The organism is Ralstonia nicotianae (assembly GCF_018243235.1).
Lineage (GTDB): Bacteria > Pseudomonadota > Gammaproteobacteria > Burkholderiales > Burkholderiaceae > Ralstonia > Ralstonia nicotianae.
Window position 1 is genome coordinate 1,542,011 of the sequence record NZ_CP046675.1, and the last position, 16,064, is coordinate 1,558,074.

Annotated in this window: 9 protein-coding genes; 6 read left to right on the top strand and 3 right to left on the bottom strand. The window is 62.1% G+C overall.

Going from position 1 to position 16,064, the window contains the following annotated elements; genetic code table 11:
* The first annotated feature begins 28 nt into the window (after positions 1-28).
* Together GO999_RS22755 and relB are read left to right on the top strand one after the other, a co-directional pair.
* Positions 29-373, top strand: coding sequence for a hypothetical protein (locus GO999_RS22755; RefSeq protein ID WP_028861315.1), 345 nt, complete (start codon positions 29-31; stop codon positions 371-373).
* The gene (relB, locus tag GO999_RS22760; RefSeq protein ID WP_020425351.1) at positions 370-681 is read left to right on the top strand and encodes a type II toxin-antitoxin system RelB family anti-toxin transcriptional regulator; all 312 of its coding nucleotides are present in this window, start codon (positions 370-372) and stop codon (positions 679-681) included. Before GO999_RS22755 ends, relB begins: the two co-directional genes overlap by 4 nt.
* A gap of 139 nt (positions 682-820) precedes the next feature.
* Here relB and GO999_RS22765 read toward each other — a convergent pair whose 3' ends face one another.
* Positions 821-1,630: a DUF2242 domain-containing protein gene (locus tag GO999_RS22765; RefSeq protein ID WP_043885575.1), complete on the bottom strand. Its 810-nt coding sequence runs from the start codon at positions 1,628-1,630 to the stop codon at positions 821-823.
* Between the two features lie 1,286 nt (positions 1,631-2,916).
* Between GO999_RS22765 and GO999_RS22770 the strand changes: the two genes are divergently transcribed.
* The 3 genes from GO999_RS22770 (at position 2,917) to GO999_RS22780 (ending at position 11,340) form a co-directional block, all read left to right on the top strand.
* Complete coding sequence (locus GO999_RS22770; protein ID WP_249215089.1) at positions 2,917-4,713, top strand: DEAD/DEAH box helicase; 1,797 nt, start codon at positions 2,917-2,919, stop codon at positions 4,711-4,713.
* Between the two features lie 547 nt (positions 4,714-5,260).
* A complete protein-coding gene (locus GO999_RS22775) occupies positions 5,261-9,973 on the top strand; it encodes an AAA domain-containing protein (protein WP_211906914.1) in 4,713 nt (1,570 codons plus the stop codon).
* 2 nt (positions 9,974-9,975) lie between these two features.
* A complete protein-coding gene (locus tag GO999_RS22780; protein WP_211906915.1) occupies positions 9,976-11,340 on the top strand; it encodes a hypothetical protein in 1,365 nt (454 codons plus the stop codon).
* A gap of 633 nt (positions 11,341-11,973) precedes the next feature.
* Here the strand turns inward: GO999_RS22780 and GO999_RS22785 are convergent.
* The gene (locus GO999_RS22785; RefSeq protein ID WP_249215090.1) at positions 11,974-13,338 is read right to left on the bottom strand and encodes a GGDEF domain-containing protein; all 1,365 of its coding nucleotides are present in this window, start codon (positions 13,336-13,338) and stop codon (positions 11,974-11,976) included.
* 501 nt (positions 13,339-13,839) lie between these two features.
* On the opposite strand from GO999_RS22785, the gene GO999_RS22790 reads away from it, so the two are divergent.
* Positions 13,840-14,778 (top strand): DMT family transporter, encoded by a 939-nt coding sequence (locus tag GO999_RS22790; RefSeq protein ID WP_019719062.1) that lies wholly within the window; start codon positions 13,840-13,842, stop codon positions 14,776-14,778.
* Positions 14,779-14,857: 79 nt separating this feature from the next.
* Here the strand turns inward: GO999_RS22790 and GO999_RS22795 are convergent, their stop codons facing one another.
* Positions 14,858-15,943 carry an FUSC family protein gene (locus GO999_RS22795; RefSeq protein WP_011003450.1) on the bottom strand — a complete coding sequence of 362 codons (1,086 nt, stop codon included), beginning with the start codon at positions 15,941-15,943 and terminating at the stop codon, positions 14,858-14,860.
* Positions 15,944-16,064: the final 121 nt, after the last annotated feature.

Here is a 16,064-nt window from a genome sequence, read left to right on the forward strand (position 1 = left end):
TACGCAAGAAGCGTATAGTTCGTGGCCCATGGATGCTACCTTTATCGAGTTGCCGCCTTTTCAGAGGCTGCGGGAGCACTATCTCTCGGACGACGAGTACCGAGCGCTCCAACAGGAACTGCTGGCCCGGCCGGACGCCGGCGACGTCATCAAGGGGACAGGTGGTCTACGCAAGCTGCGATTTTCGGACAAGCGGCGCGGCAAAGGTAAGCGCGGCGGTCTGCGCGTGATTTACTACCACTGGGATGGAGGCGGCCAATTCTGGATGTTTGTCGTCTACGACAAGGGCGAGGCGGACGACCTTTCCAGCGACGAGCGCAAAGTGCTGGCACGGCTGTTGGAGCAGGAAGTCAAGGCAAGGAGTGAGCGATGAAACGGAACCTGTTTGCTGAGTTGAAGGAGGGGATGGATGCGCTTGCCGCAGAGCGCGAAGGAAAGATGACCCTTCGCAAGGTGAAGGTCCGCGTGCTCCAGCCGCTTGACGTGACAGCCGAAGAAATCAAGGCCGTTCGCGCAGCGGCACATGCTTCACAGGCTGTCATGGCACGTCGACTGCGCGTCAATGTGCGCACCTACCAGAACTGGGAACAAGGAACCGCCAAACCGAACACCCAGGCGGCTGTGTTGATCAAGCTCGTCGAGAAGCATCCGGAAACGTTGCAGATGCTGGAAGCGCTTTAACACCTGCGTTTCGGTTTCCATCGTGCCGCCTTCGGGCGGTTTTCTTTTTGTGCAGGGGGGATTCGAGATGGGGTGTGTACCGCGTCGAGGATCAGCAAGACGACGTTGTGGCGGCGGTTGAACGCAGGCTAGCCTGCGCTCAGTTCGCGTCGCCCGCGTTTGCAGCGGCCGGCGCGGATGCGGCTGTCGGCGCTGTTGCGTCGGTTGTCGCGGCGGGCGTCGGTTCAGCAGGGGCCTTCGACGCCGGTGCAGTCGCTGCAGCCGCAGCGGGCGCCACCGGCACCGGCGGCGCGGGCGGCGTCGGCGCGACGGGCGTCGTCATCTTCATCGGCTCGCCCTGCGGCGTCGGCGCGGGCTCGGGCAGCGGAGCCACATGCTCCTTCTCCGCGGCCTTCACCGTCGCGCGGTCGCGCTGCGTCGGGTCGATCTTCAGGAAATGGTCGACCAGATTGAAGAAGCGTTCGTAGAACACACCGGCCGGAATCGTCTCGCTCGCTACCTTGACCATCGAGTCATCGCTCGAACTGATCGGCAACGACACCGAGCCGAGCACGCTCAGGCCGACGCTCGCCGAGGTGCTGGTCTTCTTCAGCGTGTAGCGGTCCTGCACCGCGTTCACATAAGCGGTGCTCGACGCGCCATCCGCGCTCGCGTCCGCGCAGACCACATGAAACGCGATCACCACGTGCGAGTCGTTGCTCGGCTGGAAATTCTTGCTGCCGTCGATCGTGTCCAGGCGGGGCGAGCTCGACACGTAGCCCTGGCTCAGCAGCGCGCGCCGCGCGGCTTCGCAAGTCGCGTCGGATTTCGCCTGGAACGTGCGCGCGTAGGGGCTCTTGGCCGCGTCGAACTCCTCCTGCTGGTAAAGCGGCGTCGGCGCGGAATTGCATGCCGACAGGAGGGTTGCGATCGCGCACGAAGCGGATAACTGGCGGAAGCGGTAGGGCATGGTGTCGATCAAAAGGGCTCGGCCGTGCGGAGCGCCGGGAAGCCCGGCCGGAGGATGCTACCGCATGTGCGGCACGGGTTTCGTGCGTGCCGGCGGGTTGCGGCGGTTTGGTCTGGCATGGCCGGGCGTCATTATAGTTTCGTCTGATGGCTGGGAGCACCGGGCCTACGCTTCCCGGAGGGCGCGCTATGGTGAGGGATCAGTTGGACGATGTTTCGGTGACGCAGGACGGTCGCATGGCGTATGTGGAACGGGACCCATCACTGCGGCGCGACGGACGAAGTGTTGCTGGAGGTCTGTGCGACGTTACGGACAATCTTCAATAGCAAGACTGGATTGAAGATCATCAGACAACGGCGAGCTTGCCGTTGCAGATTCCCAGGGGGAAGCATTGCGCGGACTATGGGGCAGGGAGGGAACTCTGATGATGGAAGTTTGTGCGGGCGTCGCCCTTGCTGCCGAACCAGGGATATGCCTCGATTAGTCTCGCTGCTTACTCTTGCACGCCTCCAAGCCTCGGAATTGCGGACGCGCACATTCCCGCCACATGCAATTGTTCCAAGCGATGAAGTTACCCTCACTCTTCCCGCATATTGTCAAAGGCGTCTGATTTTCAGCCGGATTTTCGTCGACTTCGTTATTGTTGGCCGGTTGGGGCTGCGGCGAAGGTGGCTCGGGCGTACTCGGTCGAGGGGGCTCTGAACTTCCAGATATTTGGATGACAGCCGAAGGGGCAGATTGTGTTGTTTGAGGTGTAACGGTAGCGGCTCCCTGAGGCGTAGCGATCTCTGGCGTCGATGGTGTTGTGTGGGGTTCCTCGGTGATGGGTTTGTCATGCCTACCAAACAACGTTATTGCTCCGAGTACAAGCGCGATCCCGACCAAAAGGCCGCCTCCCGTGATTCTCGTCTGTACGATCTTTACTTGGCCACTCCCGCACTTGGGGCATTTTAGAGAGATTGCTTTCCCACGTGGGTACCACGTGTACCTGCAGTTCTCGCAGACATTCTGAGGACGCTTTGTCATGTTTGAGGCTCGGCAGGTATGCGTCTTGGCATGCATATCACAGACGTCGGGCTGGAATTATCCTCCGTTTCGATCGATTTCTAAGCGATTTCTCATGGTTGGAATCTCTGCGTGATTGCATCGACATGAGCTATGCTGTAGCAGCGAAAAATTTCGGCGCAATTAACTTATTTGAATTACGAAAAGGCGCCTAGTCCGAAATATCTAAAAGGGGTGGTATGGCAACGCTAATCCCCAGCCTGAATAGCTGTCTGGGACGCATGACTTCCGGCGAAAAGCGGTTTGCCCGCCGGCTCGAAGCCTTTCTTGAGGGCGATTATCTCTGCTGGTACGACGTGACGGTCGGCATCAAGCGGAGGCGGCCGGATTTTCTGATCTTGAATCCGCACCGGGGGCTGCTGGCGCTGGAAGTGAAGGATTGGAAAGTCGGCAGCATTATCCGGCTCGACCCGCAACTGGTGGAGGCGGAATTCGACGGCCGGCTCGTCAAGGATGTGAACCCGCTGCTCAAATCGCGCGAGTTCATGACGGCCACGGTGGACATGCTCAAGCGCGATCCGCTGCTGGTCGAGCCTGCCACCAGCAAATATGCCGGCAAGCTGTGCATGCCCTATGGCCACGGGCTGGTGCTGCCCAATATCTCGCGCCAGGAGTTCGAGACCTCCGGCATGCAGGACGTGATGCCCGGGCGCCTGGTCATCTGCAAGGACGAGATGACCGAATCGGCCGATCTCGAGGCCTTCCAGCAGCGACTGTGGGACATGTTCACCCAGCCGTTCCGCTGCCTGCTCCAACTGCCGCAGATCGACCGCATCCGCTGGCATCTCTTCCCGGACGTGCGCATCGTCAGCCGACAAGGCAGCCTGTTCGAGGCCGATGACGAACCGGCCACACAGGGCGCTCGCCCCGCCATCCCCGACCTCATCCGCGTCATGGACCTGCAGCAGGAGCAGCTTGCCCGCAGCCTGGGCGATGGGCACCGCGTGATCCACGGCGTGGCCGGCTCCGGCAAAACGATGATCCTCGGCTACCGTGCCGAATACCTTGCGCAAGCTTCAGCCAAGCCCGTGCTTGTGCTGTGCTTCAACCGTGCGCTCGCGCAAAAGCTGACCGGGTGGATGGAACACAAGGGGCTGTCGCAAAAGGTGCACGTGCGCACCTTTCACAGCTGGTGCGTGGAGATGGCCACCACCTATCAGCTCGGCAAGCTGTCCGGCCGGCGCGATGAGGACTACGAAGCGCTGGTGCAGAACGTGATCGACGGCGTGAACCGGGGCCAGGTGCCTGCCGGGCAATACAGCGCCCTGCTGATCGACGAAGGCCACGACTTCGATCCCGCATGGCTGCGGCTCGTTGTGCAGATGGTCGATCCGGAGACCAACTCCGTGCTTGTCATGTACGACAGCGCGCAAGACATCTACCAGAAGTCCCGCAAGCTCAAGTTCAGCTTCTCCAGCGTCGGCATCCAGGCGCGCGGGCGTACCACCATCCTCAAGCTCAACTACCGCAACAGCGCCGAAGTGCTGGCCGTGGCCTACGCGTTCGCCAACGACCTGCTGACCGCCGAAGAGGCCGAGGAAGACGGCGCCCCGCTCATCCTCCCGCAAACGGCCGGGCGACACGGCAGCGCGCCGGAGTTCATCCGCCTGCCGAGCTTCAAGGGCGAGCTGGACTACGTGGTCGACCGCCTGCGCGCCAGCAACGAAGCCGGCATGCCTTGGCGCGACATGGCCGTGCTCACATATCGCAAAGCCCAGGCCGCAGAAGTGGTCAGCCACTTGGCAGCAGCCAAGATTCCCGCCCGCGCCGGCCTGAGCAAGCTCGATAACGACAGCGTGAACGTGCTCACGCTACACGGCAGCAAGGGACTGGAGTTTCCGATGGTGGCCATTCCCGGTCTGGGCCAGATGCCCTACGCCAGCCATGACGCCAACGAGCAGGCGCGTGTGCTGTATGTGGGGATGACGCGGGCGATGAATGAACTGGTGATGACGGCGGATCGGGCGTCGGAGTTTGCGGTGCGGGTGGGGGAGGCTTGTGGGAGGGTGGGGGCGTGAGCGATTTGAGAGGTTGGTTGGCGGTACGGTGTGCGGATGCTTTTGCTGGTTGGTTTAAAGATTTGCTGTTCAGTCTGGGCAATCTATTGGTGACAAATTATTTGGTGTTTGTTTGCGGCCAGGAATAGACATCAAGACCGCCGACGCAAATGATCGCTCCAGGTTGCTTACGGCTTGGTCAGGCTCCGAGAGTGGATGACAGCAGCCACCGGAAGAGGCCGCTGGCGGGCTGCCCTGTTGAGTAGCCGGTGCACCTTTGTCTCCGGTCGCTCGCGCCTACGCAATTGGTTGGCGATTCCCGAGCGACTGCTTGCGCCGGAGGAGAGCACCGGTGCCCAACCCGCATCAGACTCTCTGTAAGGCCAAATGGCGGCATGCTACGTTAGGTCTCGTTGGTGGGTGCCTTGCTGACGGTGGAAGCCATTGCCGAGAGTCTGTGGCACGCCGACGCTCCATCTACCGGGATATCTCTCGCTCACCGCGCGCAGCGTGTATAAGCATTGTGGGTAGTTCGTCGATCGAGCGAACGTCAATTCAGGGAGAAGCAATGGCCTGCAAGGTCAGATATCTCAACAGCGCTGGCATCATGCCTCGCGAGATCAAGGGCATTGATGCTTTATCTAAGGCATTTCCGTCGAACTGGCTGCTTTACGTCTCCCTTAACTGCTTCCCGCGCAATCAGTCTCCAATGGAGATTGATGCGGTCGTGGTCATGGACGACCTCATCCTCCTCCTTGAGATCAAGGACTGGAATGGCAAGCTGACCTACAAAGGTGACCGCTGGTTCGTCAACGGGGCGCCGCGCAAGCGATCTGCCGTTGTCCTTGTCGATGAGAAGGCCAAGAAGCTCAAGTCCGTTATTCAAGGGCAGAGTTCGCTAGCCGGTGCGTTCTATGTGGACTCGCGCGTCGTCTTCACGGGCAGTGCCAATGCGGCGAACCTTCATCCGGACGAGCAGGCGCGATGCTTGACCCTGGCGGAGGCGATCGCCATCGGGGATCCAGCCAAGCGCCATTTGTATGTAAAGCGCGGCAAGGTGTCGCTCACCAAGGCATGCAGTCTCGAGGCGGAGTTCGACAAGGTCTTCAACAACACGCAGCTCTTTCAGCGGCTCGAGTCGGATTGGGCAGGCTACACGGTCACAGAGAAAGACATCTTCGTGCACCCGAAGCAAGTCTGGCGCGACCACCTGGCCGAGCGAAGCGACGAGAAGCGCTTGAAGGCAATGGTGCGAACTTGGTCGTTCAACAATTTGCCGGTTGGCCTCAATAGCTCTGAGACGCGCAAGGTCGTGGCGATGCGCGAGACCAACGCGTTCGCCTACCTTCAGGACATCGGCAGCGAACTCATCAGCCGTCAGCGCGTGCTTCGAGAGGTGGCCACCCCCGACGAGGAGGTATCGACCGAGCACTTTGAAGTTCGCCAGATTGCGCCAGGCTGGTATCCGCTTGACCAATACATCGTGCGCAACACGGATGCGCTGAGTGTTTTGGACCGCATCACCATCGTCATGAGCCTGCTGAGCATCGTTGCTGAGCTTCACCGGGCCAACGTGACCCATCGGGACCTCGGTCCTCGGGCGATTTGGGTGGGGGGGCACAGCGACCTGGCGCTGACTGGCTTCATGTCCTGCCAACTGCCGGACAAGACGACGGTGATGGACTGGCTGCAAGACCTGCACGGCTACGCAGGGTTCCTGCCAGAAGACGCCAGTGGCAATCCCAGTACTGGTCGGCAGAGGGACGTCTACTGCTGCGCTTACCTGGCCGCCCAGGTGCTCACTGGCGGGGTGCGAAAAGCCTCGGATATCGAGGCAACCGTCGCGGCGCTACCGCCGGAGCTTAAGAACCTGGGCGACTGGGTGCGCAGAGGGCTCTCCGCTGACCCATTATCGCGATATGCGAGCGCGGCAGAGCTCATGGATGCGTTTGCGGTCGTTGTCGAGGCGGGGCCAGCTGATGGATTCGACCCGACCTTGCTGGATAGGTTTGAGACCACTGACGTCCCGTATGCGCGGTGGCCGGTTTCGGCTGTCGTCTCGTCATCAGGCCAGAAGCAAGTTTACGAGTACATCAACGGGGCCGAAACCGTTATGGTCAAGGTCTGGATGTCGTTGGTGCGCGGCCGTTCCACACAGAGTGATTGCGCGCTGCTGAAACTGCTGTTGAGCGTTGATCAGCTGATTGACGCCCCGCTCAAGGGACTACCGCGGTTCATTGCGAGAGGTCTTTCCCCGGTGGGGGCCTTCGTTGTATATGAACGAAGCGGCGGAACACCTTTGGCGGAGCTGAAGTCACTTCCCGAGAACACAGGGTTGGAACTCGCCGCCGATCTGTTGCGCACGGTCAGCTCGCTACACGAGCGCGGCTGCGAGCATGGAGACATTTCACCTTCCAATGTGCTGGTGAGCGTCGACGATCGAACCGTCTGCCTTATTGACCCGTTTGATATTTCGCAGGTTGGCGACGGAACAGCAAGAACACCGTCGATGCTGCCTGACAACTGGGAGCTCCTGCCGCAGGCAGCAATCGACCGCTATGCCGCCTTGAAGGCGGCTCAGATGCTGCTTGCACTGGATCCAGGCTGTGCCGCGCAGGCGCTTCAGTCTGAGCTCGACGTCGAGCTGAAGAAGCCGGTTATCGAATCGCTTCAGTATGCGCTGGCCAAGGTGTCACAGGCGGTGGAGGCGCTGACGGCCGCTGAGGTGATCGAGTTCCATCTGAAGACCGAACGCCCCACGCACGGCTTCTCCCAGGTGGACAAGCTGTATGTGAGGCACTACATCGAGCAGTCCGGTGTGGTCACCTTTGAACTCACGACCGAAAAGGCTCAGTTGGTCTTGAAGGGCACTGGGATCGAACTGCAGCAGTACTACTTCAGGCAGACCTTCTTCGCGACTCTCGAGCGCGAGTCCCGCTCGGCGCACAGCGATCTCCCTATTAGGGTGACGGTTCAAGAGGGCGGCATCGGCGGCTTTGAGGAGCTCTACGCCTACCTTTGCGGCCACGAGAGATTCATCGTCCTTCCTGTCGAGGAGGATCAACCAGTGCCTCCGACGCAGTTCGAGGTGACATGGCACTGGACGAAGCTGCTCGAAATCGAAGAGGAGTCTCGCGTCGAGATCGCTGTCACCGAGATCCTGGCTCAAAAGGGTCAGACGCTCGTGCTGGCCTACGAGAACCTGGGAAGGGACTTTGACTTCGATGAGGAGGACTCCATCGACGTCTTCGTCGGCAACCGCAAGATTGGTTACGTCGACCTGTCTGCGAGCTCGCTCCCGAGTGCCATCGGGATTGTGTGCGAGCGCGGAAACATCTCGGATGGAGACCGCCTTCGTCTGGCGGAGCGTCGAGAGCAGACTTCGATGGAACGGCGATCGCGGGCTGTCCGTCGCATCCTGGACGGCCGTTCGGTTATAGGCGACCTAGTGGAGTACTTCGATCCGCACAAGAGCGTCCCACCGAAGTCTTTCGACCTTTCTATCGACGACGCGCAGCTTGCAGCCTATGGGCTCAATGCTGGCCAGCAACACGCGTTCCGGCATCTGCTTTCTTCCGGACCGGTTGGCCTGCTTCAAGGGCCGCCTGGCACCGGCAAGACAAGGTTCATCGCATCCTTCGTGCACTGGCTCATCTCCAAGGGAGGCGGCCAGCGTGTCCTCATTGCCAGCCAGTCGCATGAGGCTGTCAACAATGCGATCGAGTCGTTGCTGCGCCTGCACAAGGAACGCGGTGAGACGCGGCCGAGCCTCCTGCGCATTGGCTCCAAGGGTATCACCGACCGCATCCGACCCTTCCACACGTCCGAGCTGCGGGAAAGCTACCGGGTCAAGTTCGATGCAGCCGCCAAGAACCGATTTGGCCAGCTCATCAAGGCGCTGGGCGTGGACCGAGCGTTCGCGGCTGAGCTGTTCGACCTGGACAAGCAGGTCGGAACCCTCGCGCGGCGCTTGAGCACAGTACAGGAGGCCCTGGATGAGGACGAGGGGCAACAACTGGTCGTTGATCGCGAGCGCAACCGCGTGCAGCGAGCAAGAGTCGAGGATGCTTTCAAGGCCGCGTTCAAGTCTGTGGCAGGGCAGGAAACGGACGGCGTGTCGCCCCTTCAGGCTTACGACCAGTTGGTCTACGCGCTGCACCTGAAGCATCCGAACGTCTCCCCGGCGGATGCCAGCTCGGCTCAGCGTGCATTGAAGCTTACCAATGACTGGCTGGCTTCGCTGGGGTCCCCCGGGCGGAACTTCGAAGAGTTCTTGGCCAAAACGCGCAGCGTTGTATCGGCGACTTGCGTCGGTGTCGGGCAGACGCGTATCAAGATCGAGACGCAGGTGTTCGACTGGGTCATCGTTGACGAAGCTGCCCGGTGCACGCCTGGCGAGTTGGCGGTGCCCATCCAGATGGCCAAGCGCGTTCTGTTGGTGGGCGACCACCTGCAGCTGCTGCCAATGATGGACGACCAAATGCTCAGCGACCTCAAGGAGGTTGAGCCGGACGTCTCGTTCGAGGAACTCGCGCGCAGCGATTTCGAGCGCGCCTTTACGTCGACCTATGGCCAGTCCATTGGCGTGCGGTTGACAGAACAGTACCGGATGGACGGCGCGATCTGCGACATGGTTTCGGAATGCTTCTACGAGGAGAGCGGCATCCGGCTGGTGACCTCTGCGGCGCGAAAGTCGGTACTGCAGTCGACCGACTTTGGGGTGCCGTGGTTGTCCAAGCCGCTCGTCTGGGTCGATGCTAGTAGCGAGCACATGAACTCCGAATACCGTCCTGAGGGTGAGACCACTATCCACAACCGCAGCGAAGTTGACGCAGTCATAGCGGTGCTGGAGACGCTAGCGGCGGACAAGGCCTTGGTCTCGGCGCTGACGAAGCTTGACGATGAGACGCCAATCGGTGTCATTTGCATGTATGCAGGGCAGAAGCGTCAGATTGAGCTGGCGTGGTCGCGCCATCCGTTCGATCTGAAGTTCAAGCGCTTGGTGCGTATCGACACGATTGACTCCTACCAAGGCAAGGAGAACGCCATCGTCATCCTCTCCCTGGTGCGCAGCAATCCGAAGGGGTTGCCGGGACACGTGGAGGTCCCGAACCGCTGCAACGTGGCCGTTTCGCGTGCCCAGGAACGACTCATCGTTGTCGGAGATGCGGAAATGTGGGGGCGTAGGGTTGGTCCGAGGTCACCCATGCGCAGGGTCTTCGAGTACATGAAGAGCAATCCTGGCCACGCCACGTTCCTCAAGGCATCGGAGGTTGGATAAACATGGACGAGAACAACACTTTCGAGACGAACACGTTCGGATTCAACCTTCCTTGCCGTCAGTTCGTAATCGCGGCTGAGAGGACGAAGGAGCGTCGGTTGCCCATGGTGGATGAGTTCATCCTGAAAACTCTTCTCGTGGTGAAGTCCATCTCAGCGGATAGGCTGGCGCGCTTCTTCGGCTTTGAAGGTCGGGACCTGGGCATCGCCGTCTCTGATCTCCAGTCGCGCAGCTTGGTCACGTTGGATGGCGACAACCTTAGCTTGCACCCCTCGGCGAAGGAGATGTTTCGAACTTCTACCGAAGACGCGCCGACCATCACGGTTGCAGAGCCGTTGAACGCAGACGTCTGGTTCGATCTGGTGACCAAGCACATGGTGAGCGGCCGAGGACTGCGCAACGTCCAGCACCTCATTCCACTTCCGCTGCGTCAGCAGATCGACGAGGCGGAGGCTCGCGTGGCGTTCTACGATAATTTCCGGGATTACTTGCGCATCGCCCGCAACGATCAGAAGGCGGACCAGTGGAGCCTTTACTCCATCCTTGATGTGCACGCTGGCCGCTACAGTTTTGTCCAGATTGGCGGTAGCGAGCGGCTGACCTTGCAAGGTGCGCCCAGGCTCGAGTCACACTTAAATCTGCGCGAGACCGACTCAAGGGGGCGAGGAAAGCAACTCACAGAGGCGATGTCCATCGAGCTGAGAAAGCTGGACCACGTCAATCCGAGCCAAGCTTCCTCCAACGAGTTCGCTCGTATGTTCAATCACCAGGATTGGTCGCAGTGGTTCCGGGCTGAGGGGTACTTCGACTTGGCCCGCTGGTTTCAGCAGGAGATGAGCAGCACCTCGGACGGCACGGTTCCGCTGGTGGGCTACCCCTACGTTGAACGAAACCGACGAGCCATTACTTCACTGCTTGAGGATGCGCCGTTCGACTTCAGTGGGGACCATCATTGGCAGACTTGGTGGCTCAGGCCCGGCGGTTCGCTGTGGGGGGCAACGGAGGATCTACCGGCGACCCTCGAAGCGCTGCGCGGCGTCATCAGGGCGCGGACCAAAGGAGGGACGCTCTCGTCCGTCGTGATCTCGCCGGCCTCAGTGACCGACACTTTGTCAAAGACGTTCACGCGAGTCTTCGACATGGGTGTCCGCGCGCCAACAAAGAAGGTGCCAACTGCACTTGAGGTGGTCCTCATCGCTGAGCGGGTTGCCGTTGTTTCGGTGATGGTTGCGCTGAGCGAATCGGTGTGCGTGCCAATTGGCTATGCAACCAACGACGAGGCACGGATTCGGCGCATTGCGGAGCTGAGCGGCATTGGTGAGCTGGCCCGTGAAGGGACCCGGTTATGGCCACAACGGGGTCGCTAGACTGCCCGCCATTCTGATCAGCGGCTACTTGTGCAGCCCGATTCGCAGCGACGCGTGCATAGCGCTGAGCGCAAGGCAAATGTGCTCGATCTGATCCAGTGACGCTACTGCCAACGTTGGCTGGGCTTGCATGAGCGGTGGTTGAGCAAGAACGATAGTCACTGACCCGATGTCGGCAATGTGGCAGAGACGGTGACTTCAAGCTCCAGCCGAGGCCGACCGCAACCGCTGCATTTCAGACATTGGTCAGCATAAAGCGAATGGCCGTAATGGGGCAGTCGATAGCAGCCGCTCAGCGAGGACACAGTGAAAGCCCCCTAACTGACGACCTAACTCCCCCCATTTTCGTATAAGCACAGGCGGGACGAAATTCCCTACGCTACTGTCCGGTGCAACACTCAAGTTTCTATCACTGCTGTCATTCACCAGCCCTCATGAGGGGTCTTTGAAGCTGTCCCGGCACTTCGAGCCCAAGGTCCTGCGCTGGAAATGTCAGATCAACAGCCACAAGCTAGGTTTCTCGACGCAGTTGGCGTGTACGCATTGGCCACGCGTAATCCCAACGTTGGGGACGCGCTCCCACGCACAAGCAGATCGCCGTAGAGCGCGTTACGCCAGGCAACCGCCTCCACCCTACGCCGTCACAACCCCCCGCACCAACCGCCGCCGCACCACCACCCCCACAACCCCATCCCCTCCACCCCCCCGAGCCTCATCCAACGCCCCATCCGCCGCCTTGATGAGAACCTGCGGCAACACCCCCTCCTGCCCCCACCCGCTCGCCACCCCAACACTGACGGTGACATGGCCAGCCACCGCCGATCTCACATGCGGAATGGCCAGCGCCGCGACCGCCTCGCGCAGGCGCTGAGCGATCTTCTCGGCCGCCGGCAGATCGGTATCCTGCAGCAGCATCGCGAAGGTCCCGCTCCCATGGCGGGCAACCAGATCGCCATCGCGCCGGACGTGCTTGGCCAGACATTGCGCGACCGCGATCAGGCATTGGTCACCCTGGAACTGGCCGTATCGGTCGTTGAAATCCTTGAAGCCATCGATCTCGATCATCAGCGATGACAGCGGCGATCCGGCATGCGCGCCGCGCTGCCAGGCCTCGCTCAGGCCGGATTCGAAGGTGTGCCGGCTGGCGATGCCGGTGAGCGGGTCGTTGGCGGCGAGCCGTTTGAGTTCGGTGCGCGCGGCGGCCAGCCGCGAGTGCAGGACACTGTTCTCGATCAGCAGCAGCAACAGAATGAAGCTCGCCCCCATCAGCCCGAAAATGCGTCCGGCGTAGAAGCCGAGGTCGTAGCGTCCGCCGTTGAATACGGCACTGAGCGCGACATCGCAGATCCAGACGCACAGCACCACCATCAGCCAGATATCGAGGGTGAGATGCGGCTTGCTGCGCCACAGCACGGCCAGGGCCACCACGCAAAAGCACCATGTCGCCCCGGCCACCATCCACATGATCGACGTATAGCGATTCGCCACCATGATCGCGGGCAGCCAGTCCTGGCCCGCCGTGGCCAGTGCGACGCATGCGCCCGCCGCGCCCAGCACGGCGGGGATGATGAGCACGGTTGTCCGCCGCTTGAGCGTGCCGGCGGCGAAGCGGTCCGGTTCCCGGTCTTCCCGCACTTTGAGCACGGCATAGGCCATCACGAACAGCGGAAAGCCCGCATGCCAGAACATGTAGATCCAGGCCGTGCTCTGCGGCCCCGCACCGAGCAGGCCCCCGGGTGCAAACAGCCCGGGGAACGACAGCAGGTGCCCGATCGCGGCGGTTGCCGTGAACAGGTAGCCGCTCGCCAGCGCCAGCATGGCGCGCGAACGCGTGATGGCGAACTGGCCGAACAGCAGGGCGGAGGTCATCAGGTCATTGAGAATGAGCGCCGATTCGTAGGTCGGGATGAACGACGGAAGCTGCGCCAGCCGCACCTTGGCAAACGGCACCATCGAGATGAAGACCAGCAAGGACACCAGGGCAACGGCCCGCGCCATGCGATAGGTCCGGCGTCCCGGGGACAGGCTCAGCAGTAAGCCCGGCTGCACTTCAAGATATCCCGATGCCACGATTGCCCCTCTAGCAGCGGTGGTTGCGTCACGCGCTTTACCGTACCGCACGGCTTTTTTATGGTGCCGGCCACGCCCAGGCAACTGGGAATTCCCCCATTTGCCGGATTGAATGTTTCTCGACAAGGGCGCGTTGTGCGCCACCGATGGTTACTCACCGTTGATAGTCACGGGGTCGTCCGATGTCAACGCCACGCCACGGATTCGGACATGCGTGGTGCCCGCGGCGCTGGCGGGCGCGATCGCCGGGTGTCACGGATCGCGATGCAGATGTGGGATGGTGCCGTGGTGTTGGCTCATCCGCTTCGGGACCGCACAGAGGGGGCCGTTGTCGCGCTCCTGCATCGCCCTTCGCGCGGTGCGCTGTCGGATTGAGGCCGTCCGGTATGATGCATCGCACAGCACGCCACGCCCCCTTTGCGCTCGCGCATGCCCTTGGCGAATCGCGCCAGCCGGACCTTCGAATCGACCATCTTGACCCGCTCCCAACACCCCCAGCAGGGGATCGCATTCCTGATTGCCGCAGTCGCTTTCTTTGCTGTCTTCGACACGCTCACCAAATACATCAGCACCACGGTGCCGGTCGTCATGGCGCTCTGGTTCCGCTACCTGTTCCAGATGGTCGCCACAGGCGCCACGCTGCTGCCCAGCCGGGGGCGTTCGCTGCTGCGCACGCGCCGGCCGTGGCTGCAGGTGGTGCGCGGGCTGCTGCTGTTGCTGGTCAGCCTGTTCTCGTTCCTGAGCCTGCGGCGGATGCCGGTGGGGGACGTGACGGCCATCGTGATGCTGACGCCGCTGGTGGTCACGTTCGTCGCGGCCGTGTCGCTGGGCGAGCAGGTGTCCGCCACGCGCTGGATCTTCATGGCGGGCGGCTTCTTCGGGGCGTTGATGGTGATCCGCCCGGGCGGCGCGGCATTCGACTGGGGCATGCTGCTGCCGCTGGGCATGGTGGTGGCGAATGCCGCCTTCCAGGTCGTCACCAGCCGGCTGGCCAACGTGGACGAAGCGGGGACGACCCAGTTCTACACCGGTGCCGTCGGCGCATTGCTCCTGACCTGCATGCTTCCGTTCGGCTGGCAGGCGCTTGGCGGGAAGTGGTGGTGGCTGCTGATCCTGATCGGCATCGTGAGCTCATCGGGCCATGCCTTGCTGATCATGGCCTACACGCGCGCGCCGGTGGCGATGCTGACGCCCTACCTCTACATGCAGATCGGCTTTGCCATGATCGGCGGCTGGCTGGTGTTCTCGCATGTGCCGGATGGCTGGTCGGTGGCCGGCATCGCGATCATCGCAATGTGTGGGGCGGCGGGCACATGGGTCGCCGCGCGCGAGCGCCGCATGGCGATGCTGGTGGCGGTCGACGTGTGAGCCGCGAGCATGCCGGCGGGCGCGCCGAGGCGCGACGTCCGCCGGGATGCCGCCCTGCGCAACCTGCGTGGCGCGGCGGTCAGCCGATGTTCCACCGCGGCGCCGTCGCCAGGAATTCGCTGCGAAGCTGCTCGACTTCGCTCGCGAAGCGCAGCGCCAGGGCGCTTTCTGCGGTCAGCTGGCCGGGCAGGCTGGCGGCCGGTTCGGCGTCCGCCGCGCGACTGTGCGCCAGGCGCGCCACCGTGCCGAACCTGAGCGCCCGGGAGATGCCGATCAGCGTGTCGCGGATCCGCCGATCTTCCTGGGCGGACAGGATATCGGCCGTCGCGCGGGCGGCGGGCGCATCCGCCGATGCGCGTGCCGTGCCGAGCAGCTCCAGCGTGCTGATGCAGATGCGCAGGCTGTGCTGGATGCGTTCGAGCCGCTCAATGGGCACCTCGATTTCCTTGGACACCGAAGGCATCAGCGAGCGCAGCTGAACCAGCAGCGCATTCAGCCTGTTGAGGTGCTTGAGCGGCTCGCTGCCCGCGGTGGCGCCCGCCTTCGAGAGGCTGGCGTAGACCTTGGCGCATTCGCGCAGCGCATCGGCCAGCCTGTAGCGCCACGAGTAGGTGGCATACAGCGGTAGGGCAAACGAGAACAGCAGCGCAATCGCAATCCCGACCAGAACGTTGAGCGTGCGCCAGGCGCCGTCGAGCAGATCGTTGTCGCCGTGCCCAACGACGATGACCAGCGTGATGGCCGCCAGCAGCGCGATATAGCCGCCCTTGCCGATCGCATGGTAGGCGCAGATGCCGCAGGCGATGCCCATCAGCGCGTAGGTCAGCGGCGGATGGCCCAGATAGGTCTGCTGGACGATCAGCAGCAGGCCGGCCAGCGCGCCGATCAGCGTGCCCCAGGCGCGTTCGGCGGCGCGCTTGCGGATGTTGCCGTGGTGCTGCAGCCCGGCGATGACGATCAGCAACGAGATGGTGGCCCATTCTCCGTGCGGCCAGCCCAGGCCCGACGTCACCGCGATGGACAGCAGGACGCCCAGGCCGACCCGCGTCCCATGGATGTAGCGCGCGTAGCGATAACGCCGGTGCGGGTCGCGCACCAGCCTGAGCGCGTAGAGCAGGGGCGCGGGAAGTTTCGGGGCGCGGGGGAGGCTGATGGAAATCGACATGGGGAAGCGGTGTTGCGTGTTCTGGGGTGCTGTCCGCACTGAATTGGTGCGGTTTTGTGCGGATCACCCGGTTCTGGGCAAAAGTATGGCAGAAATCTAGGGTTTTCCCTAGGTATGCACG